25 protein-coding genes are annotated in these 25,807 nt (G+C 60.5%); 16 read left to right on the forward strand and 9 right to left on the reverse strand.

All coding sequences use genetic code 11. The annotated features are described in order from the left end of the window. The first annotated feature begins 142 nt into the window (after positions 1-142). Entirely contained in the window at positions 143-1,849 is a 1,707-nt protein-coding gene (locus K7H22_RS14175) for a bifunctional sulfate adenylyltransferase/adenylylsulfate kinase (protein ID WP_230801524.1), read from the forward strand. A 97-nt stretch (positions 1,850-1,946) separates the two neighbouring features. Here K7H22_RS14175 and K7H22_RS14180 read toward each other — a convergent pair whose 3' ends face one another. Together K7H22_RS14180 and K7H22_RS14185 are read right to left on the reverse strand one after the other, a co-directional pair. Continuing rightward, the gene (locus tag K7H22_RS14180; protein WP_230801525.1) at positions 1,947-2,174 is read right to left on the reverse strand and encodes a DUF1150 family protein; all 228 of its coding nucleotides are present in this window, start codon (positions 2,172-2,174) and stop codon (positions 1,947-1,949) included. Positions 2,175-2,179: 5 nt separating this feature from the next. Next, positions 2,180-2,593 (reverse strand): Hsp20 family protein, encoded by a 414-nt coding sequence (locus K7H22_RS14185; RefSeq protein ID WP_230801526.1) that lies wholly within the window; start codon positions 2,591-2,593, stop codon positions 2,180-2,182. A 223-nt stretch (positions 2,594-2,816) separates the two neighbouring features. Between K7H22_RS14185 and K7H22_RS14190 the strand changes: the two genes are divergently transcribed. From K7H22_RS14190 to K7H22_RS14200, 3 genes are all read left to right on the forward strand, one after another. Beyond that, positions 2,817-3,041 (forward strand): YdcH family protein, encoded by a 225-nt coding sequence (locus tag K7H22_RS14190; RefSeq protein ID WP_230801527.1) that lies wholly within the window; start codon positions 2,817-2,819, stop codon positions 3,039-3,041. A 67-nt stretch (positions 3,042-3,108) separates the two neighbouring features. After that, positions 3,109-3,597: a 5-(carboxyamino)imidazole ribonucleotide mutase gene (gene purE, locus K7H22_RS14195; RefSeq protein WP_230801528.1), complete on the forward strand. Its 489-nt coding sequence runs from the start codon at positions 3,109-3,111 to the stop codon at positions 3,595-3,597. Beyond that, entirely contained in the window at positions 3,590-4,666 is a 1,077-nt protein-coding gene (locus K7H22_RS14200) for a 5-(carboxyamino)imidazole ribonucleotide synthase (RefSeq protein ID WP_230801529.1), read from the forward strand. The genes purE and K7H22_RS14200 overlap by 8 nt, the downstream gene beginning before the upstream one ends. A gap of 130 nt (positions 4,667-4,796) precedes the next feature. On the opposite strand, the gene K7H22_RS14205 is transcribed toward K7H22_RS14200, so the two are convergent. Then, on the reverse strand, positions 4,797-5,348 hold the full coding sequence (locus K7H22_RS14205) for a 2OG-Fe(II) oxygenase (protein WP_230801530.1): 552 nt from the start codon (positions 5,346-5,348) through the stop codon (positions 4,797-4,799). Positions 5,349-5,487: 139 nt separating this feature from the next. On the opposite strand from K7H22_RS14205, the gene K7H22_RS14210 reads away from it, so the two are divergent. After that, positions 5,488-5,883, forward strand: coding sequence for a metallopeptidase family protein (locus tag K7H22_RS14210; protein ID WP_230801531.1), 396 nt, complete (start codon positions 5,488-5,490; stop codon positions 5,881-5,883). Positions 5,884-5,892: 9 nt separating this feature from the next. Here K7H22_RS14210 and K7H22_RS14215 read toward each other — a convergent pair whose 3' ends face one another. Then, complete coding sequence (locus K7H22_RS14215) at positions 5,893-7,557, reverse strand: NAD+ synthase (protein WP_230801532.1); 1,665 nt, start codon at positions 7,555-7,557, stop codon at positions 5,893-5,895. A gap of 164 nt (positions 7,558-7,721) precedes the next feature. On the opposite strand from K7H22_RS14215, the gene K7H22_RS14220 reads away from it, so the two are divergent. Next, positions 7,722-9,200, forward strand: a complete 1,479-nt coding sequence (locus K7H22_RS14220) for an MORN repeat-containing protein (protein WP_419248186.1) — start codon at positions 7,722-7,724, stop codon at positions 9,198-9,200. Positions 9,201-9,260: 60 nt separating this feature from the next. Here K7H22_RS14220 and K7H22_RS14225 read toward each other — a convergent pair whose 3' ends face one another. Together K7H22_RS14225 and K7H22_RS14230 are read right to left on the reverse strand one after the other, a co-directional pair. Further along, positions 9,261-10,790 (reverse strand): cryptochrome/photolyase family protein, encoded by a 1,530-nt coding sequence (locus tag K7H22_RS14225; protein ID WP_269063128.1) that lies wholly within the window; start codon positions 10,788-10,790, stop codon positions 9,261-9,263. Next, complete coding sequence (locus tag K7H22_RS14230) at positions 10,784-11,449, reverse strand: SDR family NAD(P)-dependent oxidoreductase (RefSeq protein WP_230801534.1); 666 nt, start codon at positions 11,447-11,449, stop codon at positions 10,784-10,786. The genes K7H22_RS14225 and K7H22_RS14230 overlap by 7 nt, the downstream gene beginning before the upstream one ends. Before the next feature lie 262 nt (positions 11,450-11,711). Between K7H22_RS14230 and K7H22_RS14235 the strand changes: the two genes are divergently transcribed. Continuing rightward, a complete protein-coding gene (locus K7H22_RS14235) occupies positions 11,712-13,286 on the forward strand; it encodes a 2-isopropylmalate synthase (protein WP_230801535.1) in 1,575 nt (524 codons plus the stop codon). Between the two features lie 117 nt (positions 13,287-13,403). Here K7H22_RS14235 and K7H22_RS14240 read toward each other — a convergent pair whose 3' ends face one another. Further along, positions 13,404-14,189 (reverse strand): 23S rRNA (adenine(2030)-N(6))-methyltransferase RlmJ, encoded by a 786-nt coding sequence (locus tag K7H22_RS14240; RefSeq protein WP_230801536.1) that lies wholly within the window; start codon positions 14,187-14,189, stop codon positions 13,404-13,406. A gap of 158 nt (positions 14,190-14,347) precedes the next feature. Between K7H22_RS14240 and K7H22_RS14245 the strand changes: the two genes are divergently transcribed. The 6 genes from K7H22_RS14245 to K7H22_RS14270 are packed head-to-tail and all read left to right on the forward strand — an operon-like array spanning position 14,348 to position 20,946. Then, positions 14,348-15,394: a rod shape-determining protein gene (locus K7H22_RS14245; protein WP_230801537.1), complete on the forward strand. Its 1,047-nt coding sequence runs from the start codon at positions 14,348-14,350 to the stop codon at positions 15,392-15,394. A gap of 30 nt (positions 15,395-15,424) precedes the next feature. Then, on the forward strand, positions 15,425-16,357 hold the full coding sequence (mreC, locus tag K7H22_RS14250; protein ID WP_230801538.1) for a rod shape-determining protein MreC: 933 nt from the start codon (positions 15,425-15,427) through the stop codon (positions 16,355-16,357). Beyond that, positions 16,350-16,889, forward strand: a complete 540-nt coding sequence (locus K7H22_RS14255) for a rod shape-determining protein MreD (protein WP_230801539.1) — start codon at positions 16,350-16,352, stop codon at positions 16,887-16,889. Before mreC ends, K7H22_RS14255 begins: the two co-directional genes overlap by 8 nt. Continuing rightward, positions 16,886-18,829, forward strand: a complete 1,944-nt coding sequence (gene mrdA / locus K7H22_RS14260; protein WP_230801540.1) for a penicillin-binding protein 2 — start codon at positions 16,886-16,888, stop codon at positions 18,827-18,829. The genes K7H22_RS14255 and mrdA overlap by 4 nt, the downstream gene beginning before the upstream one ends. Continuing rightward, complete coding sequence (rodA, locus tag K7H22_RS14265; RefSeq protein WP_230801541.1) at positions 18,826-19,965, forward strand: rod shape-determining protein RodA; 1,140 nt, start codon at positions 18,826-18,828, stop codon at positions 19,963-19,965. The genes mrdA and rodA overlap by 4 nt, the downstream gene beginning before the upstream one ends. 48 nt (positions 19,966-20,013) lie before the next feature. Beyond that, positions 20,014-20,946 carry a 2-hydroxyacid dehydrogenase gene (locus K7H22_RS14270; protein WP_230801542.1) on the forward strand — a complete coding sequence of 311 codons (933 nt, stop codon included), beginning with the start codon at positions 20,014-20,016 and terminating at the stop codon, positions 20,944-20,946. Positions 20,947-20,949: 3 nt separating this feature from the next. Here K7H22_RS14270 and K7H22_RS14275 read toward each other — a convergent pair whose 3' ends face one another. Continuing rightward, on the reverse strand, positions 20,950-21,744 hold the full coding sequence (locus tag K7H22_RS14275; RefSeq protein WP_230801543.1) for an SseB family protein: 795 nt from the start codon (positions 21,742-21,744) through the stop codon (positions 20,950-20,952). Next, positions 21,737-22,336 (reverse strand): uracil-DNA glycosylase family protein, encoded by a 600-nt coding sequence (locus K7H22_RS14280; protein ID WP_230801544.1) that lies wholly within the window; start codon positions 22,334-22,336, stop codon positions 21,737-21,739. Before K7H22_RS14280 ends, K7H22_RS14275 begins: the two co-directional genes overlap by 8 nt. A 244-nt stretch (positions 22,337-22,580) precedes the next feature. On the opposite strand from K7H22_RS14280, the gene K7H22_RS14285 reads away from it, so the two are divergent. The 3 genes from K7H22_RS14285 to kdsA are packed head-to-tail and all read left to right on the forward strand — an operon-like array spanning position 22,581 to position 25,795. Continuing rightward, positions 22,581-23,240, forward strand: coding sequence for an ABC transporter ATP-binding protein (locus K7H22_RS14285; RefSeq protein ID WP_230801545.1), 660 nt, complete (start codon positions 22,581-22,583; stop codon positions 23,238-23,240). Further along, on the forward strand, positions 23,218-24,960 hold the full coding sequence (locus K7H22_RS14290) for a capsule biosynthesis protein (RefSeq protein WP_230801546.1): 1,743 nt from the start codon (positions 23,218-23,220) through the stop codon (positions 24,958-24,960). Before K7H22_RS14285 ends, K7H22_RS14290 begins: the two co-directional genes overlap by 23 nt. 1 nt (position 24,961) lies before the next feature. Next, positions 24,962-25,795: a 3-deoxy-8-phosphooctulonate synthase gene (kdsA, locus tag K7H22_RS14295; protein ID WP_230801547.1), complete on the forward strand. Its 834-nt coding sequence runs from the start codon at positions 24,962-24,964 to the stop codon at positions 25,793-25,795. The last annotated feature ends 12 nt before the right edge of the window (positions 25,796-25,807 follow it).

Below are 25,807 nucleotides of genomic sequence, written 5' to 3' on the forward strand. Positions count from 1 at the left end.
GAAAACACAGTTCAGGCCAATGTCAGCTTGAATTTCGCCTGCTTCAAAGGCTATTCGGCCCGCGACCCTGCGGCTAGCCGATTGGGCAACCGTAATCCGTTCCGCATCAGCATTCCGCCTGTTCCGCATTGAAAGACTGACCATGTATACGCCTAATCTTGCCCCTATTCCCGAACTCTATGTCTCGTATGAGAGTGCCCAAAAGCTCAAGGTCGAAGCGGCGCAGCTGATCAGTTGGGATCTGACCCCGCGCCAGATCTGCGATCTGGAACTGCTGATGAATGGCGGCTTCAACCCGCTCAAAGGGTTCCTGTCCGAGCAAGATTACGACAGCGTCGTCAACACGATGCGTCTGGCGAATGGCGCGCTCTGGCCGATGCCCATCAATCTGGATGTGCCCGAAGCCTTTGCCGAAAAACTGGAAATCGGTCAGGATATCGCGCTGCGCGATCAGGAAGGCGTGATCCTTGCCACCATGACCGTGACCGACCGCTGGGTGCCTGACAAGGCGCGCGAGGCGGAAAAGGTCTTTGGCGACGATGACTTGGCCCATCCGGCGGTGAATTATCTGCACAATACCGCAGGTGCTGTCTATCTGGGCGGTCCGGTTACAGGCATCCAGCAACCAGTGCATTACGATTTCAAAGGCCGCCGCGATACGCCCAACGAATTGCGCGCCCTGTTCCGCAAGCTGGGCTGGCGCAAGGTCGTGGCTTTTCAGACCCGCAACCCGCTGCACCGCGCGCATCAGGAACTGACTTTCCGCGCCGCGCGCGAGGCACAGGCCAACCTGCTGATCCATCCGGTTGTCGGCATGACCAAACCGGGCGATGTGGATCACTTCACCCGCGTGCGCTGCTATGAGGCTGTGCTGGACCAATACCCTTCCGCGACCACGACGATGAGCCTTCTGAACCTCGCCATGCGTATGGCTGGCCCACGCGAAGCGGTCTGGCACGGGCTGATCCGCAAGAACCACGGCTGCACGCATTTCATCGTGGGCCGCGACCATGCCGGCCCCGGCAAGAACTCTGCGGGGCAGGATTTCTACGGCCCCTACGACGCGCAAACGCTTTTCAAGGAACATGAGGCCGAAATCGGCATTGAGATGGTCGATTTCAAACACATGGTCTATGTGCAGGAAAAGGCGCAGTATTTCCCCGCTGACGAAGTGCCCGAAGGTTCGACCGTGCTGGACATCTCGGGCACCGAACTGCGCCGCCGTCTGGCCGAGGGGCTGGAAATCCCCGAATGGTTTTCCTTCCCGCAAGTGGTCGCAGAGCTGCGCCGCACCCGTCCGCCACGGTCGCAGCAGGGCTTTACCGTGTTCTTCACCGGCTTTTCGGGATCGGGCAAATCCACCATCGCCAATGCCTTGATGATCAAGCTGATGGAAATGGGTGGCCGCCCCGTCACGCTGCTTGATGGGGATGTTGTCCGCAAGAACCTCAGTTCCGAACTAGGGTTCAGCAAGGAACACCGCGACCTGAACATCCGTCGCATCGGCTATGTCGCATCCGAGATCACCAAGAATGGCGGCATCGCCATCTGCGCTCCGATCGCGCCCTACGCCACGACCCGCCGCGCCGTGCGCGAGGATATCGAGCAGTTCGGCGCGTTTCTGGAAGTGCATATCGCAACAAGCCTCGAAGAATGTGAACGGCGCGACCGCAAGGGGCTTTACAAGCTGGCCCGCGAGGGGAAAATCAAGGAATTCACTGGGATTTCAGACCCCTATGATATCCCCGCGAATCCAGAATTACGTCTGGACACCGAGAATGTCGAGGTCGACAACTGCGCCCATCAGGTCATTCTGAAGCTGGAAAGCATGGGTCTGATCGCAGGCTGATCGCGCCCATATCGTCCAAAACCAAAGGCCGCACCTTTCTGGATGCGGCCTTTTTGTATTGCACAGATTCAGGCGCAGCCACTGTCTGGCCGGATCGTCAGTGGACCGTTACGGGCGCCATATGGTTTTGCCGCGCCAGAACAAAGGCAAGGCTTCTGTCCTTGACCAGGGCAAGCTGCATGCCTGCCGCATCATGGACCGCATATAAAGTCTCGATCCCTTCGGCTTGCTGGCGAATTTCCTCGGGAAGATCCGCGACCTTCACGGGCCGGACATAGACAATCGGGTTCTCACCCTCTGTTCCGAAATCGAATTTCGTTTCCATGTACCTTATCCTTTCCTGATCCTGATCGTCTGCACCACAGTCTCGGGCTGGGCGCGTGTCAGATCGACATGCAACAATCCATTTTCCATGATCGCCTCGCCGACCTCGACACCGTCAGCCAGAACGAAACTGCGCTGGAACTGTCGCGCGGCAATGCCCCGATGCAGATAGACGCGCCCCTCTGTATCGTCACGCTGCCGTCCACGAATGACCAGTTGCCGGTCCTCGACTGTGATCGCCAAGTCGTTCTCGGCAAATCCTGCCACAGCAAGCGTGATGCGATAGGAATTGTTCGAGGTTTGCTCGATGTTGAAGGGGGGATAGCCTTCATTCCCGGATTTCGCGTTGCGTTCCAGCAAACGCTCCAGCTGGTCAAAGCCCAGCAGGTAAGGGTGTGACCCCAAGGTCAGTTTCGTCATCGACACGTCCTTGTCAAAAGCGACCGTCCAGATTGCAGGTCCCGTTATGGCGGCCTGCATACCGGAAATATGGGGTGGCCAGGTTGCCAGCGCAAGAGCCTCACCTTCGGGGGGCTTCCGAATCCGCCCCTCCGTTCGAGATACTTTGCAAAAATGCGGTTTTTCAGTATCTTGGTTCTCCGTGCGAAACACGGGGGAATCACCAGTCAGGGAATGTCGTGCCATGAACGCCATCAGCGATATCTCGATGAAGAACGACGACGTATTGCGCGTGGAGCTTGAAGTGTTCCGGCGCGAGCATCGCGATCTGGATGATGCGATTTCCGCGCTTGTTCAAAAAGGCACTGGCGACCAATTGACGATCCAGCGGCTCAAAAAGAAGAAGCTGATGCTGAAAGACCTGATCGCCCGAATCGAAGACCGTCTGACGCCGGACATCATCGCCTGATCCTGCGATTGCGTCGCCTGCGACCTTGGCTATAGTGCGCGCTCAGTTGTTGAAGGAGCGTGAAGGCATGGCCGACGTCAAGGTAGGTATCATCATGGGTAGCCAGTCGGACTGGCCCACCATGAAAGAGGCAGCAGATATGCTGGACGCGCTTGATGTGCCCTACGAGGCGCGGATCGTATCGGCCCATCGCACACCGGACCGGCTTTGGGACTATGGCAAAACGGCAGTGGAACGCGGGCTTCAGGTGATTATCGCAGGCGCTGGCGGTGCGGCGCATCTCCCTGGCATGATGGCCTCCAAGACGCGGGTGCCGGTGATCGGCGTACCTGTGCAAACGCGTGCGCTGTCGGGTGTGGACAGTCTCTATTCGATCCTGCAAATGCCACGCGGCTATCCTGTGGGGACCATGGCGATCGGTGCTGCAGGGGCGGCCAATGCCGGGCTGATGGCAGCCAGCATCCTTGCCCTACAGGATGCAGCCCTGGCGACGCGGCTGGACACATGGCGCGCGGATCTGTCAGCCTCGATCCCCGAGGTGCCAGTGGATGAGTGATATGCTTCTAACGGGCGCGACCATCGGTATTCTGGGCGGCGGACAACTGGGCCGGATGCTGTCAGTTGCGGCCAGCCGCCTTGGCTTTCGCACGCATATTTTCGAGCCGGGGCTTAATCCGCCCGCTGCTGATGTCGCGCATCAGGTGACCACCGCCCCTTACGAAGATGCCGCAGCCCTTGGCCGGTTTGCGGCCGCTTGCGATGTCATCACCTACGAGTTCGAGAATATCCCGACCGCTGCACTGGACTTGCTGGAGCCGCTGCGCCCGATCCGTCCGGGCCGCGAGGCGCTGAGGATCAGTCAGGACCGGATACTCGAGAAGGACTTTCTGACGGGACTGGGTCTTACCACCGCCCCCTATGCGGCCGTGGATGATGCCGCATCGCTGGAGAAGGCGATTGGAGACGTCGGGGTGCCCTCGATTCTGAAAACGCGGCGCTTCGGTTACGATGGCAAAGGGCAGTCACGGCTACGGTCCAGCACTGATGCGCCGCGCGCTTTGGCGGATATGGCGGGCAGCCCTGCCATTCTGGAAGCCTTCATTGATTTCAGCTTCGAGGTCTCGGTGATCGGCGCACGCAATACCAGCGGGCAGGTCGCCTGCTATGATCCGGGCGAGAACGTGCACCGCGATGGTATCCTGCACACGACCACCGTTCCCTCGCGCCTGACTTCGGCGCAGCGGATGGATGCGGTACTGCTGACCGCCAGAATTCTGAACGCGCTGGATTATGTCGGTGTGATGGGCGTTGAATTGTTTGTCACCCCCAAGGGCCTAATCGTAAACGAGATCGCGCCGCGTGTGCATAATTCGGGGCACTGGACCCAGAACGGCTGCACCATCGACCAGTTCGAGCAGCACATCCGCGCAATCGCGGGCTGGCCTCTGGGGGACGGGACGCGCCATGCCGATGTGATCATGGAGAACCTGATCGGGGCGGATATGGACCACGTGCCGGAGCTTGCAAAAGAGCCAGCTACCGCCTTGCATCTTTACGGCAAGGCCGAGGCCAAAGCCGGTCGCAAGATGGGGCATGTCAACCGGATCATCCTGCCCAAACCCTGACACCCCGCTTTGCCGGCACGGGCATCAGGGATATTTGAAGCAAGAAGAATGTCAGGGCGGCGCCTGTTTCTTTCTGCCGGAAATATCCATAGTCGCGTTGACCGAGAGCACCACGTTGCGCTGGCACAGCCTAGCGGAAGGCCGGACCATGCGCCCAGATCGTCAGGGAATGGCGCTGTCCTTTGGTGACCGGCGTCACGCGGTGCAGTAGAAAGCTGGGAAAGATCGTCGCATGGCCGCGACCAAGGCCCGCCTCGTGTGTATGCGCGCTTGGCATGACTTCCAGCCGCCCGCCATCATAATCCTCTGCCCCGGACAGCTGCACCACCATGGTCAGTTTGCGCTGGCGCGCCAATGGCCCCTCGCCAATATCGGAATGCCAGTCGAAATGGCCCTCGCGCGCCGCATCGTAGCGGGCAACTTGCGCACTTTCGGAAAAGCTTTGCAGATCAAAGCCGAAGACATCGCGGTTGGCGATCCGCACCACGTCGATGATACGGTCCATGACCCAATCGCTGCCCGGCACATCGTCCAGCCAGACCAGATCGGCGCGCCGCAGGTTGTGGTCCTGTGTCTGCCCTACCAGACGCGCATCGCGCGACGGGGCCGCGTCGGCCAAACCGACGATCCGGTCACATTCCTCGCCTGAGAAAGCCGTTTCTTGCGCATGCACTGCGATCATTTTCATGTCCTGAACTGGAATCGGCGTGTTCTCGCAGAACACCCTGCCCGCGGCGCGCCGAAACACGACTCAGAGGTCGTTTATGTCCCTACAGGATGAGGGGATTTCATTTTCCCGCGTTTAGGGTCATATCGCGACCATGTCAGAGCAAATACCCGATCTTGCCCAGATGGAAGAGATGGCCCGCCAGACGGTGGACAGCCTGCCTGACCCGTTTCGCGCGGCGGCACTGCACGTGGCAATTTGCGTCACGGACTGGCCTGACGCGGATTTGATGGCGGGGCTGGAGATCGACGATCCGCTGGATCTGACCGGACTTTACGAAGGCATCCCGATGACCGAGAAATCGGTGTTCGACCAACCGATGGGACCAGACACTGTGTGGTTGTTCCGCAAGCCTATTCTAGATGAATGGCGCGCGCGCGGCGATGTCAGCATCGCGGAGTTGGTGGCCCATGTCACCATCCACGAATTCGCGCATCACTTCGGCTGGTCCGATGATGATATTGCCAGCATCGACCGCTGGTGGGAGTAACGCGCGGACCTATGCGCCGCTCTCGTCGCGCCAGCGGTTCACAACCGGATAGCGGCGATCCAGCCAGAAGGCGCGCGGGCTGAGGCGCGTGCCGGGGGCCGACTGGAAGCGTTTGTATTCGCTGATATAAAGCAGATGCTCGATCCGTTTGACGGTGGCGCGGTCATAGCCTGCTGCCACGCAATCAGCGACCGAGGCATCGCTGTCCACCAGCAGGCGCAGGATGCCGTCCAGCACCTCGTAGGGGGGCAGGCTGTCTTCGTCCTTCTGGTCGGGGCGCAATTCAGCGCTGGGAGGCTTGTCGATGATCTGTGGTGGGATCACGACACCTGCAGGACCTTTCATCCAGTCGCGGTGATTCTCGTTGCGCCAGCGGCAGGCACGGAAGACTTGCGTTTTGTACATGTCCTTGATCGGGTTATAGCCGCCGGCCATATCGCCGTAAATCGTGGCATACCCGACCGCAACCTCAGATTTGTTGCCCGTCGTCAAAAGCATATTGCCGAACTTGTTGCTCATCGCCATCAACAGCAAGCCACGCAAACGCGACTGGATGTTCTCTTCGGTCAAATCGGGCGCAAGACCTTCGAACACGGGGGCAAGCGCGTCCGTCACAGCGGCGCGTGGTCCGCTGATAGGCACCGTATCATAGGCGCAGCCCAGCGCCTCGACCACGCCTTTGGCATCCTCCAGAGAGGCTTGCGAAGTGTATTCCGACGGCAGCATCACGCAGCGCAGGTTTTCCGCCCCGATTGCATCGGCGGCTATCGCGGCCACGATAGCGCTGTCGATCCCGCCTGAAAGACCCAGAATGGCTGTGCGGAAACCAGCCTTGCCCATGTAATCGCGCAAGGCGATCACCATCGCGTGGTAATCCTGCTCCAGCAGATCGGGGATGCTGGCCCGGACGCCCTGCGCGGCGATCCAGCCATCGGGCGTGTGGGTGAAATCGACATGCACCACCGCCTCTTCAAAGACGGGCAGTTGCACCGCCAGCGCACCACCGGGATTGAGCACGAAGGAACCACCGTCAAAGACCTGATCATCCTGCCCGCCCACCATGTTGAGATAGACCAGTGGCAGGTCTGTCTCGATCACGCGGGCGACCATGAGGTTTTGCCGGACCTCCATCTTGCCATGGCAATAGGGGCTGCCATTGGGCACCAGTAGCATCTCGGCCCCTGTCTCGGCCAGTGTCTCGGCCACATCCGCGTGCCATGCATCCTCGCAGACAGGGCTGCCGATCCGCAGCGACCCGATACTGTAGGGGCCTTGCGGAGGGCCCGCGTCGAACAGGCGATGTTCGTCAAAGACATCCTCGTTTGGCAGGTGCTGTTTGAGCACGCGGGCACGGATCATGCCGCCTGCCAGAACGTACCACGCATTGTAGAGCTTTCCGTCTTCCGCCAAAGGACCGCCGATACCGATCGCAGGGCCATCCGCGCAGTCGCGTGCCAATGCCGCGATCACGGACATGGCAGCCTTGTGGAAGGCAGGTTTCAGCACAAGATCCTGTGTCTGGTAACCTGTAATAAACATTTCGGGGAGCGCGACCATATCGGCCTGCGCGGTCTTTGCCTGATCCCACGCCGTACGCGCACGTGCGGCGTTACCCTCCAGATCGCCCACAACCGGGTTCAATTGCGCGAGTGTCAGGCGGAAACGGTCGGCCATGGTCTGCCCTCTGATCAGTCTTTGGTTAGATGACTTAGCAGATCAGGTGGCAAGGGAAAGCCGATATGCGGCAAAAGGCGTTGTCTGCCCGCCCGCCCTCCTTTAGGTTCGATCCAGGTCAGGGCTGGTCCGCAAGGCAGAAGCCCGCAACATCAGGGGCAGATATGACAGGCACGCGCGGGATCTTCGGGATTTGCCTTGCAGCGGGGCTGATGCTGGGTAGCAGCGTAGGAGCACAGCAGTCCGGCGAGGTGCAGACCAAGCAATATGACGATGGCGGCGTCTATGAGGGCACGTTCCTGAACGGGCTTCAGCATGGCACCGGCACCTATCGCCTGCCCAACGGTTATGAATATACCGGCGACTGGGTGGAAGGGGAAATCCGTGGCGATGGCGTGGCGCGCTTTCCCAATGGATCGGTTTACGAGGGCCAGTTCCAGCGCGGCAAACCCGAAGGCGTGGGGCGCATCGTCTTTACCGATGGCGGCACCTACGAGGGCGAGTGGGTTGACGGCAAGATCACCGGACAGGGAATCGCGGCCTATGCCAACGGCATGCGCTACGAGGGCGGCTTTCTGGAGGCGATGCATCACGGGCGCGGCGTCATGCAAAGCCAGGGCGGCTATGTCTATGACGGCACATGGGATCGCGGCGTCAAGGATGGGACAGCGCGCATTACCTATCCCGACGGGGCAGTCTATGAAGGGGCCGTGGTGCGCGGCGCGCGCGAGGGCACCGGTACGCTGACCATGTCGGACGGCCTTGTCTATGAGGGCACATGGAAGGATGGCCAGATCAATGGCGAGGGCAAGCTGACCCAGCCCAATGGCGATGTCTATGAAGGTGCGCTGGTCAATGGCCGCCGCGAGGGCGAAGGCCGCGTGACCTATGCCAGCGGGGACACCTATCAGGGCAGTTTCGTCGACGATTTACGGCAGGGGCAAGGCGTCTTCACCGGAACAGACGGCTATGTCTATCAAGGTTCATGGGTGGCAGGACAGATCGAAGGTCAGGGTCGTGTCACCTATCCCGACGGATCGGTCTACGAGGGCCAGTTCCGCGCCGACTTGCCCGATGGCGAGGGCAAGATCACCTATCCTGACGGTTCGACCTATGAAGGCGGCTGGCAGGAGGGCGTGATCGAGGGTAATGGCCGCGCGGTCTATGCCAACGGGCTGGTTTATGAGGGTGCATTCAAAGGAGCCAAGAACAACGGCACCGGTACAATGACCTATCCGGACGGCTACCACTATGAAGGCGAATGGCTGGATGGACAGCGCCATGGCCAAGGGGTTGCAACCTATCCCGACGGGACCGTCTATACCGGTCAGTTCGTACAGGGGCAGCGCGAGGGCACAGGCGAGATCGTGATGCCGGACGGTTTCCGCTATAGCGGTGAGTGGCGCGCGGGCGAGATCGACGGGCGCGGCACTGCGACCTATGCCAATGGCGATGTCTATGAAGGCATGTTCAGCACGGGCCGGCGTCAGGGTGAGGGCACGATGCGCTATGCTTCGGGCGACCAGGTCAGCGGCGTCTGGCAGAACGGTGCACCCCCGACAGAAGGTGCGACATCAGACAACGCGGTGCCCGTGGAAAACGAGGCATCAGCGGAAGATACACCAGCAGTGCCCGCTGACTGACGGCGGTTGCAGCTATCCGCATACACCTGGATATTTGAGGCCAGAAGACATGCGGACAGGTCAGATCCGGTCGCCTGCCTGCATCTTAGCAAGGAATGTATCCGCATCGCGCAGAACGGTCTTGCGGCGTTCTACGTCCATGCGGTCCCATGTGGCATACATCTGTCCCATGCGCGGGTTGGATGAGAACCTGTCGCGGTGGCGGATCAGGAAATGCCAGTAAAGCAGATTGAAGGGACAGGCCTTGGGGCCGGTCTTGTCCTTGACCTTATAGGCGCAACCACCGCAATAGTCGGACATCCTGTCTATGTAGTTGCCTGACGAAACATAGGGTTTCGACGCAATGATCCCGCCATCGGCAAACAGGCTCATCCCGATGACATTGGGCGCCTCGACCCATTCATAAGCATCGGCATAGACCGCCAGATACCATTCATGGACTTGCCAGGGGTCGATCCCTGCCAGCAGCGCGAAATTTCCCGTCACCATCAAGCGCTGGATATGGTGGGCATAAGCCTGATCGCGGGTCTGGGCGACGGTCTGCGATATACAGCGCATATCGGTTGGCGCGCCCCAATACATGGACGGCAAGTCGTTGCTGTGGTTCAGGATGTTGCGGCGGGTATAGTCCGGCCCTTCGCGATACCAGATACCACGCACATATTCGCGCCAGCCAATGATCTGGCGGATGAAGCCCTCGGCTGCATTCAGGGGCGCTTTACCCGCTTGCCACGCGGCCTCGACCTTCTGGCAGACTTCGAGCGGGTCCAACAGGCCTGCATTGATGTAAAGGCTGATCAGCGAATGATACATGAAGGGCCGATCCGCCAGCATAGCATCCTGATAGTCGCCGAATTCCGTCAACCCGCCTTTGATCCAGTGATCCAGCTGGGCCAGCGCCTGATCGCGGTCGGTGGCGAACCAGAAGGGACGCAGCGCGCCGAAATTGCCGCCGAAGCGCGCGGCGACCAGATCAAGCACCTCTTCGACCGCGTTGTCGGGTTCGAACATCAAAGGCCCCTCGAACTTGACATCATCCGGCGCGGGTTTGCGGTTGTCGTGGTCGTAGTTCCATTTGCCACCGGCGGGTTGCTCGCCCTCCATCAACAGGCCAGTCTTGCGGCGCATCTCGCGGTAGAAATACTCCATCCTGAGCTGCTTTTTGTCCTTGGCCCAGGCCTCGAACGCGTCAGCCGAGGCGATGAAGCGGTCATCGCGGATGATATGCAGCTTGAGAGGCATCTCGCTCAGCGCCCCGATCAGCCGCCATTCTCCGGGCTGGGTGGCAATCACGCCCGTTGCGTCATGTTCGGCCGCGCGCCGCAGCAGTTCGCCGCAGATCGCGCCGCTATTGTCCGTATCGTCCAGCCTTGTATAGGCGACCCGCCAACCTGCGTCTTGCAGGCGTTGCGCGAATTTCCGCATGGCCGCGAAGAGAAAAGCGATCTTCTTGGGGTGATGCGGGACATATCCCGCTTCTTCCGCCACCTCGGCCATCACGACGATATCCCTGTCCTTGTCCGCCGCGCGCAGGGCCGACAGACCTTCGGACAACTGGTCGCCCAGAACCAGAACCAGCCGTGTCACCAGACCACCTGCTTGCCCTGCCAGTCAAAAAAAAGACCTGTTTGCGCCGGTGTCAGGCCTTCGATCACGCCCAACAGGTTCGATGCGGCCTGCGCGGGCGGCACAGTGTCATGGGTTGCCGCGTAATTCCGCGTGAATTCGGTCGCAACGGTTCCGGGATGTAGCGCGACGCAGACCGCTTCGGGATGGGTGCGGCCCAGTTCGATCGCGGCGCTGTGGATCATCTGGTTCAGCGCGGCCTTGGCTGTGCGGTAGGAATACCAGCCGCCCAAGTGGTTGTCGCCGATCGAGCCTACCCGTGCGGACAAGGCAGCGAATACACACCGCCCCTTGCGCGGCATCAGGCGCAGACTGTGCTTGAGCACAAGCGACGGCCCGATGCAATTGAGCGCGAACTGGTCGGCCATGGCTTGGGCCGTTACCTTGCGCAGCGTCTTTTCGGGTTGCGCACCATCAATCACCAGCGCGCCTGTCGCCACAAGGATCAGATCAAACCCCGGCTCAAGCGCGCCAAGCGCTGCGCTTACGCTGGTCTCGTCGGTGACATCAAGGCCGTTCCCCCGTCGGGAAAGGCCGGTCACCGCCACGCCGCCCAGCCGCAGCCTTTCGGCAATCGCCGAGCCAACGCCACCCGAGGCTCCTATGATCAATGCATGTTTCATGGTCGCAGACCTAGCAGCCTGACAGGACGCTTCAATGTGCGCGATACGCGAAATTCGGGCTTTTCATTTGCCATTTGCCGCGTATAAGCTGATCTCATGACCACGTTGGCACATAACGCGATCCCTGCTGCGCCCTTCGGCGCACCCCTCGCGGCTGCCCTGCTGATCCTGCTAAGCCGCCTCTGAGCGTGCCGGACCGGCGCGACCGCTCAGAGGATGTGCAGCCCGCGCCAAGACCCAGCAGACAGAAAAGAGATACCAGATGACGACTATATCCGAACAAGACCGCGTCTTGATCTTCGATACGACATTGCGCGATGGCGAACAAAGCCCCGGCGCGACCATGACCCATGCCGAAAAGCTGGAAATTGCCGAATTGCTCGATGACATGGGCGTGGACATTATCGAGGCGGGGTTTCCCATCGCCTCGGAGGGTGATTTCAACGCGGTCAGCGAAATTGCCAAACGGTCCAGACAGGCGGTGATCTGCGGGCTGGCGCGCGCCAGCCTGGCCGATATCGACCGCGCTTGGGATGCTGTGAAACATGCAGGCCAGCCGCGTATTCATACATTTATCGGCACCTCGCCATTGCACCGGGCCATTCCGAACCTGACGCAGGACGAAATGGCTGAACGCATCCACCAGACCGTGACCCATGCGCGCAACCTGTGCGACAATATCCAGTGGTCACCGATGGATGCCACGCGGACCGAACATGACTACCTGTGCCGTGTAATCGAGATCGCGATCAAGGCAGGGGCCACGACGATCAACATTCCCGATACCGTGGGCTATACCGCGCCCCGCGAAAGCGCCGATCTGATCCGCATGCTCAAGGAGCGCGTACCGGGGGCCGACAGCATCATCTTTGCCACCCATTGCCATAACGATCTGGGCATGGCGACCGCCAACAGCCTTGCGGCTGTCGAGGCCGGCGCGCGCCAGATTGAATGCACGATCAACGGCTTGGGCGAGCGTGCGGGCAATACCGCGCTGGAAGAAGTGGTGATGGCGCTGAAAGTGCGCAACGACATCATGCCCTACCGCACGCGTGTCGACACGACCAAGATCATGAATATCTCGCGGCGCGTCGCTACCGTGTCGGGCTTTGCCGTACAGTTCAACAAGGCCATCGTGGGCAAGAACGCCTTTGCCCATGAATCCGGCATCCATCAGGACGGTATGCTGAAAAACGCCGAAACCTTCGAGATCATGCGCCCCGAGGATATCGGCCTTACCGCGTCCAATCTGGTGATGGGCAAGCATTCGGGCCGCGCGGCCTTGCGTGACAAGCTGCGCCAGATGGGCGTCGATGCGGGGGATAACCAGCTCAAAGATATCTTCGTGCGGTTCAAGGAACTCGCTGACCGGAAAAAGGAAGTCTATGACGAGGACATCCTTGCCCTGGTCACGGCCACGGCCGACAGCGGCAACGAAAGGCTGCAGATCGTCTCGCTCAAGGTGTTGTGCGGCACGGGCGGCCCTGCCGAGGCTACGCTGGAGATGGAGATCGACGGCAAGGAGGTGATCGCGACTGCACAGGGCGACGGCCCTGTCGATGCGACGTTCAAGGCTGTCCGCGCGCTGCATCCAAACAAGGCGCGGCTGCAGCTTTATCAGGTCCATGCCGTAACCGAGGGCACCGATGCCCAAGCCACGGTCAGCGTCCGGCTTGAGGAAGACGGCATGATCGCAACAGGCCAGTCCGCCGATACCGATACGGTCGTCGCCTCGGCCCGCGCCTATGTCAACGCGCTCAACCGCCTGTGGATGCGCCGCGACAAGGCCGGTCCTGGCGCCGACAAGCGCGAGATCAATTATAAGGACGTCAGCTGATCCCGTTGCATAGCACTGAAAAACCGCCCGCCGCCTGACCTGCGGCGGGTTTCTTCTTGCCTGAAATATCTTCGGGGGGAGTCCCGCAAGGGACGGGGGGCAGACAGCCCCCCGGGCTCAACGCGCGGTGAACATCGAACTCAGGCGCTGCGCCTCTTTCTCGGTCCCAAAGGGCGCGTTCACGATAAAAAGGCCCGATCCGACCATCCGGTGACCGGCGCGCACCGGCGGGAACCGCACTTCGTGGCGTATCACACCGGGTAAAGCCTGCGCTTGCAGCGCGGCCAGCATCGGCGCATGCGCGCCCCCCGTCAGGATCGGATACCACAGGCAGATGATTCCGACATTCCACTTGCGATGCAGCTTGGCGATCTGGGCGGGGATTGTCTCGTATTCGGTCTTGACCTCATAACTGGGGTCGATCAGCAGCAAGCCGCGCCGTGGCGTGGGTGGGCAGATGGCCTGCGCCATCTCGAACCCGTCCTGCCGCTGGACGCGCGCCGTATAGGGTGACATCGCGAAATCTAGAGCTGCATGTTCCTGCGGATGCAGTTCTGCCAGCGTGATACGGTCTTCGGGACGCAGGAACTGCGCGGCCAGGACCGGCGATCCGGCATAGGCCTGCGGACCATGCGCAACGCGGATCTCGGCCAGTGCCGCAAGATAGGGGTGGTCGGATGGCATGCCCCCGCGCGCCAGAACCGCACCGATCCCTGCCGCCGCCTCGCCAGTTTTCAGCGCCTCGGGCGCATCCAGCATGTAGAGTCCGCGCCCGGCATGGGTTTCCAGATAGCTGAGCGGTTTATCCTTGGCTGTCAGATAGGACAGCATGCGGCACAACATGGCATGTTTGTGCACGTCTGCCGGATTACCCGCGTGATAGATATGTTGATATGACAGCATCCGCGCCTTCTACTGCATTGCAGCGGACAGCGGAAGTGCGCTGATACTAAATCAAGCGGGGCCTTTCACAAAGGCCTTTGGACGCCTATAAGGGCAACTGGTCTCCTCAGGCAGAGTCGCTGGCCACTTGCATATATTCAACTATGGAACATGACACGATGTCAATTTTCGATAAGATGCCAAGCCTTTTCGCCTCGGATATGGCGATCGACCTCGGCACGGCCAATACTCTGGTCTATGTCAAGGGAAAGGGCATCGTGCTCAGCGAGCCGTCAGTTGTGGCTTATCACGTGAAAGACGGCGTAAAAAAGGTGCTTGCTGTTGGCGAGGACGCCAAGCTGATGCTGGGCCGGACCCCCGGCAGCATCGAGGCGATCCGCCCTATGCGCGATGGTGTCATTGCCGATTTCGACACTGCCGAAGAGATGATCAAGCATTTCATCCGTAAGGTTCTGAAACGCTCGACCTTTTCAAAACCCAAGATTATCGTTTGCGTTCCCTTTGGCGCGACTCCGGTCGAGAAGCGCGCGATCCGCCAATCAGTGCTGTCTGCAGGAGCGCGCAAGGCTGGGCTGATCGCGGAACCGATCGCTGCGGCCATCGGGGCAGGCATGCCAATCACCGACCCGACCGGCAATATGATCGTCGATATCGGCGGCGGCACGACCGAGGTGGCGGTTCTGTCACTGGGCGATATCGTCTACGCCCGTTCGGTCCGTGTCGGTGGCGACCGGATGGACGAAGCTATCATCAACTATCTGCGTCGCCAGCACAACCTGCTGGTCGGCGAGGCGACAGCCGAGCGGATCAAGACCTCGATCGGCACCGCGCGGATGCCCGATGACGGGCGCGGCGCGTCAATGATGATCCGTGGGCGCGACCTGTTGAATGGCGTGCCCAAGGAGACCGAGATCAGTCAGGCGCAGGTCGCCGAAGCGCTGAGCGAACCGGTGCAGCAAATCTGCGAGGCGGTGATGACCGCGCTGGAAGCCACCCCGCCCGATCTTGCCGCCGATATCGTGGATCGCGGCGTGATGCTGACGGGAGGTGGCGCATTGCTGGGCGATCTGGATCTGGCGCTGCGCGAGCAAACGGGCCTTGCGGTCTCCATCGCGGACGAGTCCCTCAACTGTGTGGCGCTCGGAACCGGTAAAGCGCTGGAATACGAAAAACAGCTGCGTCACGCGATCGACTACGACAGCTGATCGACGCAGCCTTTGGGACAGGGGTAGACCTTGGCAAAGGACAGATCACAGGCCGATGACTTTCTGGGACCGCTCAAGCGCCTGCTTGTCGGGGTTCTTGTGCTGTGCCTGATCGGTCTGTTTCTTGTCTGGCGCATCGACAGCCCCCGGGTCGAGCGGTTCCGCGCCGCAGTCGTGGACCGCGTGGTGCCCAGTTTCGACTGGGCGATGGCTCCTGTGACCGCGACCGTGAACCTGATGCGCGATTTCCAGAGCTACCAGCGTATTGCCCAACAAAATCAGGATTTGCGGAACGAATTGCAGCGCATGAAAGCCTGGAAAGAGGCGGCGCTGCAGCTTGAGCAGGAAAACGCGCGCTTGCTGGATCTCAACAAGGTGCGGCTGGACCCGCGACTGACCTTCGTGACGGGGGTTGTGCTGGCCGATAGCGGATCACCCTTCCGTCAGTCTGTCCTGCTGAATGTGGGCGCCCGCGACGGAATCATTGACGGATGGGCCACGATGGATGGGATCGGACTGGTGGGCCGGATTTCGGGTGTCGGGCGCGATACCAGCCGCGTGATCCTTCTCACCGACCCTGCCAGCCGGATTCCGGCGACAATCCAGCCTTCGGGACAGACCGCCATCGTGCAGGGGGACAACACACCTGCCCCGCCGATCTCGTTTCTTGAGGATTCCGATCTGGTCCGCCCCGGTGACCGTGTGGTCTCGTCCGGTGATGGCGGTGTGTTTCCCGCAGGCCTGCTGATCGGGCAGGTTGCCGCCGATCCAGGTGGGCGGTTGCGTGTGATTCTTGCTGCGGATTACGAAAGGCTGGAGTTTCTGCGAGTCCTGCGAAATCCGGGAACCGAGGTGATCCGCGATCCCGGCGGGCTGATCGCCCCTGCGCTGCCGCGCAATGCGCCTGTCGCACTGCCGGACGCGGGCGAGGCGCTGAGCGGAACGGAGGAGACCAATGGCTGAGGGCGTAGCCGCGCGGATCTGGGGTATGCGCGGGATGTTTCTGGCGCTGGCGCTGGTGTTGATCTTTATCAAGCTGCTACCACTAGATTTCCAGCCACGCGTCTGGGCTGGACCTGATCTGCTGGTTGCGCTGACCTTTGCATGGGTGTTGCGTCGGCCGGAATTCGTCCCTGCGCTGACGGTCGGTCTGGTGTTTCTGCTGGCCGATCTGCTGTTTCTACGCCCCCCCGGTCTTTTTGCCGCCTTGATGGTTTTGGGCACACAGACCCTCAAGACCCGGGCGCGCAATCTGCGTGATCAATCTTTCTTGATGGAATGGCTGGCTGTGGCGGGTGTTTTCCTGAGCCTCTCGCTAGCTAACCGTCTGGTTCTAGCGGTTTTGATGATCCCGCAGGCCCCGCTTGGGTTGACGATCATCCATGTGGCGATGACCTTGATCTGCTACCCCTTGGTCGTCATGATAACCCAACTGGTTTTCGGGGTCCGCAAGGCAGCCCCCGGTGATCTGGACAGGCTGGGACAGCGGATATGAGAAGGCACCCGAAGGACAGCGCTGAATCGGCACGCCGGATTACACGACGTGGTCTTGTTTTGGGCGGGGCGCAGCTTGCCTTCATGGGTGTTCTTGGCCTGCGGATGCGCTATATGCAGGTCGAACAGGCCGACCAGTTTCGCGTACTGGCCGAGGAGAACCGGATCAGCATTCGCCTGATTGCCCCTGCACGCGGCCAGATCTACGACCGAAACGGGCTGCCGATAGCCGAGAACCAGCCCAGCTACCGTATCATCATGGTGCGCGAGGATGCCGGCGATATCGACACGGTCATGCAGCGGCTGGCCACGCTGATCAACCTGAGCGAAGCCGACCAGCAACGAGCCCTGACCGAGATGCGCGAAAGCCGTGGCGACACGCAGGTCACCGTGGCGGATCGCGTCAGCTGGGACGATATCTCGAAAGTGGCGATCAATGCCCCTGCCCTGCCCGGAGTGACACCGGAAGTGGGACTATCCCGCGCCTATCCGGTCGGGCCGGATTTCGCGCATGTGGTGGGCTATGTTGGCCCGATCAGCGATTATGACCTCGAGCGGATCGAAAATCCGGACCACCTGTTGCGGATTCCACGTTTCCAGATCGGCAAAGTCGGACTTGAGGCGCGACAAGAAGAGATCCTGCGGGGCAAGGCCGGCACCAAACGGGTCGAGGTCAACGCCGCCGGTCGTGTGATGCGTGAACTGGACCGTCAGGAAGGCAAGGCCGGCTCGAATATCCAACTGACCGTCGACAATGCGCTACAAAGCTATGTGCAGGCGCGACTTGGCGGTGAAAGCGCCGCTGCGGTCGTGATGGATTGTGCCACAGGCGATTTGCTGGCGATCTCGTCAGCCCCCAGCTTCGATCCCAATCTGTTCGTGCGCGGCATTTCTGTCGCTGACTATTCCAAGCTGACAGAAGATGCCTACCGCCCTTTGGCCAACAAGTCGGTGCAGGGACTCTATCCGCCGGGATCGACCTACAAGATGGTGACCGTCCTGGCCGCGCTCGATGCAGGTGTGATCACGCCCGAGGATACGGTCTGGTGCCCGGGTCATATGGAGGTATCAGGCCGCCGTTTCCATTGCTGGAAACGCAGCGGGCATGGCCATATGAACCTTGAAACGGCACTGCGCGAAAGCTGTGACGTCTATTACTACGATCTGGCCCTGAAGGTCGGCATCGACGCCATGTCGGCAATGGCCGAGAAGCTGGGCATCGGCGTACGCTTCGATCTGCCGATGTCCGCCGTGGCACGCGGCCGCGCACCCACGCGCGAGTGGAAACGGGAAGCCTTTGGTCAGGACTGGGTGGTTGGCGATACGGTCAACGCGTCGATCGGGCAGGGTCTTGTGCTGACATCGCCCTTGCATCTGGCGGTGATGACCGCGCGTCTGGCGGTCGGTCGCAAGATCGAACCACGCCTGATCCGTAGCATTGACGGCATCGAACAGCCCGTGGCCGATGCCGAACCGCTGGGTTTCAACGAAAACCATATGCGGGCCATCAGGCGGGCGATGTTCGAAGTGACCAATAACCGGCGTGGCACAGCTTATGGAAGTCGCATCATCTCGGACGGCTTTCGCATGGCGGGCAAGACCGGCACTAGTCAGGTCCGCAACATCACAGCCGCCGAACGCGCGCGGGGCGTGATCCGCAACGAGGATCTGCCATGGGAACGGCGCGACCATGCGCTGTTCGTCAATTATGCACCTTATGACAATCCGCGCATCGCCGTGTCTGTTGTAGTCGAACATGGTGGCGGCGGGTCGGCCGTGGCCGCACCCATTGCGCGCGACATCACCCTTCAGGCGCTGTTCAACGGTGATCCGCCGCTGGAGGCCTATCCCGAAGGTGACCGCGCCCGTATTCAGGCCTTGCAGGAAAGACTGCGCCGCGAGCGGCCACAAAGGCAGAGCCCAGCGCAGGACCGCGCATGAGCTATCTTGAATATACCGTCAAAACGGTACCCTCCGGCGTTCGCAAGGTTCTTTATATGAACTGGCCGGTCGTGCTGCTGGTGACAGCGGTGGCCTGTATCGGTTTTCTGATGCTCTATTCCGTAGCGGGTGGAAGTTTTACACCTTGGGTCGAGCCGCAAATGAAGCGCTTTGCGCTGGGTCTTGCCGTCATGTTTTTCGTAGCAATGGTGCCGATCTGGTTCTGGCGCAATATGGCGGCGCTGGCCTATTTGATATCGCTTGTGCTGCTGATCCTAGTCGAATTTTTCGGGACAACCGGCATGGGCGCGCAGCGCTGGATTGATCTGGGCTTCATGCGTCTGCAGCCGTCCGAACTGACCAAGATCACGCTGGTGATGTTTCTGGCGGCTTACTACGACTGGCTGCCGATGCGAAAAGTCTCGCATCCATTCTGGGTGGCAGTGCCCTTGTTTTTTATCCTTCTTCCGACATTCTTGGTACTGACACAGCCGGATCTGGGCACGGCCCTTCTGCTGGTTTTCGGTGGCGGTGGGCTGATGTTTGTCGCTGGCGTTCACTGGGGCTATTTTGCGGCGGTCGTGGCCTCGGGTATCGGGCTTATCGGGGCCGTTCTACAATCGCGCGGGACATCGTGGCAGTTGCTGAAAGACTACCAGTTCCGCCGGATCGACACGTTTCTGGACCCTGCCCAAGACCCGCTGAACGCCGGTTATCATATCACACAGGCCAAGATCGCGTTGGGATCGGGCGGCTGGACAGGGCGCGGCTATATGCAGGGCACCCAAAGCCGCCTGAATTTTCTGCCCGAGAAACATACCGATTTCATCTTTACCACTCTGGCCGAGGAATTCGGCTTTATCGGCGGGGTTTCGTTGCTGGGACTTTATGCGCTGATTATCCTCTTCTGCGTTGCTTCGGCGCTGTCCAACAAGGACCGTTATTCGTCGTTGCTGACGCTGGGTATCGCGTGGACCTTCTTCCTGTTCTTCGCCGTCAACATGTCGATGGTGATGGGGCTGGCCCCTGTCGTCGGTGTGCCCTTGCCCTTGGTCAGCTACGGCGGATCGGCCATGCTGGTGTTGATGGTCGCTTTCGGGCTGATACAAAGCGCGCATATCCACAAACCCCGCTGATCCCTTTAACCGGGATTACCTTCACCGCCCCAATCAAGGCAGGACTCTATGACCGTGAACATTCTTTTCGCAGCCAAGGCAGACAGTTGGGCCGCCTATGAAACACCGTTGAAGACAGCCCTTGCCGAAAAGGGTGTGTCGGCCAATCTGGCGCGTGATTTCGCGCCGGATCAGGTGGATTACATCGTCTATGCGCCCAACAGCACGGTACAGGATTTCACGCCCTATACGCGGTGCAAGGCCGTTTTGAACCTGTGGGCGGGGGTCGAAAATGTGGTTGGCAACCAGACCCTGACCCAGCCACTGGCGCGGATGGTTGATCACGGCTTGACCCAAGGCATGATCGAATGGGTGACTGGGCATGTGCTGCGGCATCATCTGGGCATGGACAGCCATATCCACGGGCTGAATGGCGCATGGACAAAAGAGATCCCGCCACTGGCCGAGGATCGCGGTGTCACGGTTCTGGGCCTTGGCGCGTTGGGATCAGCCTGCGCCCGGGCTTTGAAAGGTCTGGGTTTCGATGTCACCGGCTGGAGCCGCGGCCCGCATGACGTCGAGGGTGTGCGTTGCCTTCATGGGGCCGACGGACTGGAACAGGCCCTGGCCACCGCCGAAATTGCAGTTTTGCTACTTCCCCTGACAGCAGCCACGGAAGACCTGATGAATGCGGAACGTCTTGCGCTGATGCCGCGCGGGGCTGTGATCCTCAACCCCGGACGCGGCGCATTGATCGACGATGCAGCCCTTCTGTCTGCACTTGACAGCGGACAGATCGGCCATGCCACGCTGGATGTGTTCCGCATCGAGCCCTTGCCTGCGGATCACGATTTCTGGGCGCATCCATCCGTGACGGTGACACCGCATATCGCATCCGAAACGCGGCCCTCCTCCGCTTCGCGGGTCATCGCGGAAAACGTCCGGCGCGGTGAAGCCTCAGAGCCGTTTTTGCATCTGGTGGATCGGGGCTTGGGGTACTGAGGTCTAGCGCAATATCGGCGGCTTGGCTGGGTCCGATCCGGGCGCCATCCGCAAAACCTCTTGCACGGTTTCGACAGGCTGGGGCAGATCAAAACGCAGGCCGTGCTGCGCCAGCCTTGCGGACATCGGCTCGGAAGCCCTGAAAAACGCCACGTCCAGCGCCCCAGCTTCGATACCAGAAAATGTCAGGGCCTCGGCCACGGCCCTGGCCAGTGCCCCCTGCGCCCCCGGTGCCGCATCCACAAAAGCCAGCACATGACCTTTGCTGCCACCCTCATAGGTCACACCCAGAAGATAAGCGGCATCCGCCAGCCCCGCAGCGCTGGCCAGTTTGGCGTCAAGCGATGTCAGCAACAGATCGGGCAGACCCCGCGGCGGGGCCAATGCCTCGATCCGGGCCTCGGCCTCGGAGGGCGCGTTTCCCAGCGTGCCCGCCAGCCAGACGACGGCCTGCGGCGGGATCAGGATGGATGACGGTGCTACATCAAGATTGACCCCCATGCCGATCCCCTGTTCCGCCAGAAGCCCTGCAATCACCCGCCCTGACAAGGCGGCATAGGGTGCAGGCTTGCCCACGAATTGCGCCAAGCGGTCTTCCCGGTCGAACACCAGAACAAAGCTTTCATCGGCCAGGTCAAACACCTCGGGCGAGATATTGTCGCCCTCGGCTTCTTGGGTCAGCAGCACAAACAGCTCGCAATCCGCCAGTCTTTCATAAAAGCGCAAACGCGCCGCATCCTCGTCGGGCGCGGCCTCCATCGCGGCATGGGCGGTATCAAGCGGGGTCAGATCAGTCATCCATCACACTCCGGACAGCGTGGCGTAGCGCGGGCAGGATATCGGCCTCGAACCACGGATTTTTGCGAAGCCAAGCGGTATTGCGCCATGACGGATGAGGCAAGGGGAAAACCCCGGGCGCGTGGTCGCGCCACGCTGCCACATTCTGCGCGACTGACCCCTTTGCACCCAGATGCCAGCGATGGGCATATCCCCCCACCAGAACACGCAAACGGATCTGGGGCAGCCCGTCCATTACCTGCGCGTGCCATGTGCGTGCGCAGACCGGCGGCGGCGGCAGGTCCGATCCCTTGCTGTCATAGCCCGGAAAGCAGAAGGCCATCGGCACGATGGCCACCCTGCTTTGGTCATAGAACTGGTCCGTTGTCAGCCCCAGCCAGTCACGCAGCCGGTCGCCGGAAGGATCGTCGAACGGTTTGCCAGACTGGTGCACCCGCATCCCCGGCGCCTGCCCCGCAATCAGCAACCGCGCCTTGGGCTTGAACCAGACGACGGGGCGCGGCGCATGTCCGGTTGCCGTGGCCGCAAAGCGTGGCGCGCAAATGGTGCAGGCCGATATGCCTTGTGCAAGTGTCGAAGGTGCCGCTTTCATGCCTCCAAGACTAGCACGCCTCCATGCAACAGCCAGCCCGAGACTGGACCGCCAGCCGCTTGGCCTGCAACTTGCGCTTGGTCAAGACTACAACAATCAGGTATATCTGATGTCAGTAGCCATAATTTGGCCGTTTAAATCTGTCATGCAGCATTTATGGCTCGATAACTGCATGCAGGATTTGCTAGTTAAGAGTTAACACTACCCCCCTAAGAGGGTAGGCAGGAGCAGACCGGAGCAATGAATGCTCGAATTTGAGAATGTCAGCAAGTCCTACTGGACGGGCATGCAGCGCAAGGTAATCCTTGACCGTGTCAGCTTTCGTGTGGAGCTGGGCAATTCTCTAGGCGTTCTGGCCCCCAATGGCACCGGCAAGACAACCTTGATCAACATGATGGCAGGACTGGAAAAGCCGGATGAGGGCTTTATCCGCCGTGACGCGCGTATCAGTTTTCCGCTTGGCTTCATGGGCGGTGTTGTCTCGCGGGTTTCCGCAGTTGAAAACAGCCGCTACATCGCGCGCCTCTATGGTCTGGACCCCGACTATGTCGAGGCATTCTGCCGCTGGCTGTGCAATCTGGGGGAATATTTCGAACAACCGCTTGGCACCTATTCCTCGGGGATGCGGGCGCGGTTTTCCTTTGCATTGATGCTGGCGCTGGATTTCGACATCTACTTGATCGACGAAGGCATGCCCAGTTCCACCGATGCCGAGTTCAACCGCAAAGCCGGCGAGATCCTGCGCGAGAGACTTCGCACGACGACCGTGATCATCGTATCGCACCAGCCACAAGTGCTTGAGAAGTTTGCCCGTTCAGCGGCCGTTCTGATGGACGGCAAGCTGCATATGTTTGACACCTTGGAAGAAGCGAAAGAGCTCTATGATTACCAAACCCAAGGCTAGAAAATTCCGTATCCGTCGCAGCCTCCCCGAAGGCGAGGCGCAGGGCCAACCCGAAACTTTGCGGAGCGTCGGGCCAACCCCGCTGATCCCGCAACAGCCAAACGAACGGTTCCGGTCCTATGACGAAGATGACAGGTTCAGCGATCCCGCCCCGCAGCGGCGGCAGGACCCCGCAATGTCGCCTATTCCCGACGACGCAGGGCCGGATGTCTCCGATATGGTCACGACCACATCCTTTGCCGATGCCGGAACAGAGATCGACGCGATCCGGCGCGAGGGGCTGACCGGTCGTCAGTTGCGCATGGCACGGCGGGTGGCACAGAAACACGGGCTGGCCCCGACCTCGGATTTCGATGCCGTCAGGCTACTGCGCGCCGAAGGGATTGATCCATTCCAGCGGGCAACCATGCTGGATCTGGTCATGCCACGCGATGACGAGGCCGACGACGAGGGCGCACCCCCACCGGCACGTCCAGCCGCGCAACAACCCATGCCCATCGGTCGGGTGCAACTGCCACAGACAATGCCGTCGAACAATCCATATCTGCCCTCGACCGAGGTCAGCCCCGCCGAACGGCGCGCCCGCGATATCGTCGACATCCAGCGTGACATTGCACGCCGTCGGCGGCGCAAGCTGCTGCTCTTGTTGACTCGGCTATCCGCTTTCGTGTTTTTGCCGACGCTCCTTGCAGGTTGGTACTACTTCTCCCATGCCACACAAATGTACGCGACCAAGTCAGAGTTTCTGATCCTGCAAGCGGATGCACAGGGCGGCTCAGGCCTGGGCGGTTTGCTGAGCGGGACGCAATTCGCCACAAATCAGGACAGTATCGCGGTGCAATCCTACCTGCAGTCGCGCGACGCGATGATCCGGCTGAACGAGGATCTGGGCTTCAAGGAGCATTTCAAACAGTCGTGGATCGACCCGATCCAACGGCTGGACCCCGATGCCTCGGACGAGGCGGCCTATAAGATATACAAAAAGAACGTGAAAATAGGCTATGATCCGACCGAAGGTGTGATCCGTATGGAGGTAATCGCGGCCGATCCAGAGGTCAGCGCCGCGTTCTCATCGCATCTCATTGATTATGCCGAAGAGCGCGTTGATGAACTGTCACGCCGCAAGCGCGAGGACCAGATGCGTGACGCTCGCGCCAGTCTGGAGCTGTCCAAAGCCGAGCGACGCGAGGCGCAGGAAAGGCTTGTTGCGCTGCAAGAAAACTCGATCCTTGATCCACAGGGCGAAATTGCCAGCATCCGTGCACTGATCAACACGGTCGAGTTGCAGGTTCAGGAAAAGGAACTGGCGCTGAATTCGCAGTTGAACAACGCCCGCCCTAATCAGGCACGCGTGGACGCGCTGCGATCCGAAGTGCGCCTGCTGCGCGATGAATTGGATCGCCAGAATGACAGACTGAACAATGCTACCGAAGGACAAAGCTCTCTGGCCGCCATGAGCGCGCAAATCCAGATGGCGCAGGCCGATCTGGCGACCGCCGACCTGTTTCTACAATCAGCACTGCAAAACGAGAAGCAGACCGAGCTTGAGGCCAACCGTCAGGTGCGATACCTGACCACAAGCGTGCGACCGGTGGCCCCCGACGAGGCGACATATCCGCGGGCGTTCGAAAACACGATTCTGGCCTTTCTTATCTTCTCGGGGGTTTACCTGATGATCTCACTCACGGCGTCCATCCTGCGCGAACAGGTCTCAAGCTGATATGTTGACCCTGCCCATAGGCGCGCTTGGCGTCGGTAATGACGCAGCTTTGACCGTGATCGCCGGCCCTTGCCAGTTGGAAAGCGCCGATCACGCGCTGATGATTGCCAGCCGGATGCAGAATATCTGCGAGGCAGCGGGCGCGCAGTTCATCTTCAAGGCCAGCTACGACAAGGCCAACCGCACATCTGTTTCGGGCCAGCGCGGACTGGGTCTGGACGAAGGGTTGCGCGTGCTGCAAATGGTCAAGGACAGGCTGGGCGTGCCCGTGCTGACCGATGTACATAACGAGGCACAATGCGCGCCCGTGGCTGAAGTCTGCGATGTCCTGCAGATACCGGCCTTTCTGTGCCGCCAGACCGATCTGCTGCTGGCTGCGGGCCGGACGGGTGCTGCGATCAATGTAAAAAAGGGCCAGTTTCTGGCCCCTTGGGACATGCCCAATGTGATCAGCAAGATCGAAAGCACCGACAATACCCGTATCCTTCTGACCGAGCGCGGCACGTCTTTCGGCTACAATACGCTGGTGGCAGATATGCGCGCCTTGCCCCAGATGGCCGCGACGGGATATCCAGTGGTGATGGACGCCACGCATTCCGTACAGCAACCAGGGGGCAAGGGCGGGTCTTCGGGCGGCCAGCGCGAATTCGCCCCCGTGATGGCGCGCGCGGCCGTATCCTTGGGGATCGCGGCGGTGTTTATCGAAACCCATGAAGACCCCGATAATGCCCCATCGGACGGTCCGAACATGATCCCGCTTGGCCAGATGGACGCATTGATCACCAGCCTCATGGCCTTTGACAGGCTTGCCAAATCAAACCCGATCCGCATTTGACACAGAAAGAAT

The organism is Seohaeicola saemankumensis, assembly GCF_021021435.1.
Taxonomy (GTDB): Bacteria; Pseudomonadota; Alphaproteobacteria; order Rhodobacterales; family Rhodobacteraceae; genus Seohaeicola.

What these genes read in the sequence shown, in the direction of transcription:
- K7H22_RS14175 (WP_230801524.1), top strand. Translation starts at nt 143, where the DNA reads ATGTATACGCCTAATCTTGCCCCTATTCCCGAACTCTATGTCTCGTAT.
- K7H22_RS14180 (WP_230801525.1), bottom strand. Translation starts at nt 2,174, where the DNA reads ATGGAAACGAAATTCGATTTCGGAACAGAGGGTGAGAACCCGATTGTC.
- K7H22_RS14185 (WP_230801526.1), bottom strand. Translation starts at nt 2,593, where the DNA reads ATGACGAAACTGACCTTGGGGTCACACCCTTACCTGCTGGGCTTTGAC.
- K7H22_RS14190 (WP_230801527.1), top strand. Translation starts at nt 2,817, where the DNA reads ATGAACGCCATCAGCGATATCTCGATGAAGAACGACGACGTATTGCGC.
- purE (WP_230801528.1), top strand. Translation starts at nt 3,109, where the DNA reads ATGGCCGACGTCAAGGTAGGTATCATCATGGGTAGCCAGTCGGACTGG.
- K7H22_RS14200 (WP_230801529.1), top strand. Translation starts at nt 3,590, where the DNA reads ATGAGTGATATGCTTCTAACGGGCGCGACCATCGGTATTCTGGGCGGC.
- K7H22_RS14205 (WP_230801530.1), bottom strand. Translation starts at nt 5,348, where the DNA reads ATGATCGCAGTGCATGCGCAAGAAACGGCTTTCTCAGGCGAGGAATGT.
- K7H22_RS14210 (WP_230801531.1), top strand. Translation starts at nt 5,488, where the DNA reads ATGTCAGAGCAAATACCCGATCTTGCCCAGATGGAAGAGATGGCCCGC.
- K7H22_RS14215 (WP_230801532.1), bottom strand. Translation starts at nt 7,557, where the DNA reads ATGGCCGACCGTTTCCGCCTGACACTCGCGCAATTGAACCCGGTTGTG.
- K7H22_RS14220 (WP_419248186.1), top strand. Translation starts at nt 7,722, where the DNA reads ATGACAGGCACGCGCGGGATCTTCGGGATTTGCCTTGCAGCGGGGCTG.
- K7H22_RS14230 (WP_230801534.1), bottom strand. Translation starts at nt 11,449, where the DNA reads ATGAAACATGCATTGATCATAGGAGCCTCGGGTGGCGTTGGCTCGGCG.
- K7H22_RS14235 (WP_230801535.1), top strand. Translation starts at nt 11,712, where the DNA reads ATGACGACTATATCCGAACAAGACCGCGTCTTGATCTTCGATACGACA.
- K7H22_RS14240 (WP_230801536.1), bottom strand. Translation starts at nt 14,189, where the DNA reads ATGCTGTCATATCAACATATCTATCACGCGGGTAATCCGGCAGACGTG.
- K7H22_RS14245 (WP_230801537.1), top strand. Translation starts at nt 14,348, where the DNA reads ATGTCAATTTTCGATAAGATGCCAAGCCTTTTCGCCTCGGATATGGCG.
- K7H22_RS14255 (WP_230801539.1), top strand. Translation starts at nt 16,350, where the DNA reads ATGGCTGAGGGCGTAGCCGCGCGGATCTGGGGTATGCGCGGGATGTTT.
- mrdA (WP_230801540.1), top strand. Translation starts at nt 16,886, where the DNA reads ATGAGAAGGCACCCGAAGGACAGCGCTGAATCGGCACGCCGGATTACA.
- rodA (WP_230801541.1), top strand. Translation starts at nt 18,826, where the DNA reads ATGAGCTATCTTGAATATACCGTCAAAACGGTACCCTCCGGCGTTCGC.
- K7H22_RS14270 (WP_230801542.1), top strand. Translation starts at nt 20,014, where the DNA reads ATGACCGTGAACATTCTTTTCGCAGCCAAGGCAGACAGTTGGGCCGCC.
- K7H22_RS14275 (WP_230801543.1), bottom strand. Translation starts at nt 21,744, where the DNA reads ATGACTGATCTGACCCCGCTTGATACCGCCCATGCCGCGATGGAGGCC.
- K7H22_RS14280 (WP_230801544.1), bottom strand. Translation starts at nt 22,336, where the DNA reads ATGAAAGCGGCACCTTCGACACTTGCACAAGGCATATCGGCCTGCACC.
- K7H22_RS14285 (WP_230801545.1), top strand. Translation starts at nt 22,581, where the DNA reads ATGCTCGAATTTGAGAATGTCAGCAAGTCCTACTGGACGGGCATGCAG.
- K7H22_RS14290 (WP_230801546.1), top strand. Translation starts at nt 23,218, where the DNA reads ATGATTACCAAACCCAAGGCTAGAAAATTCCGTATCCGTCGCAGCCTC.
- kdsA (WP_230801547.1), top strand. Translation starts at nt 24,962, where the DNA reads ATGTTGACCCTGCCCATAGGCGCGCTTGGCGTCGGTAATGACGCAGCT.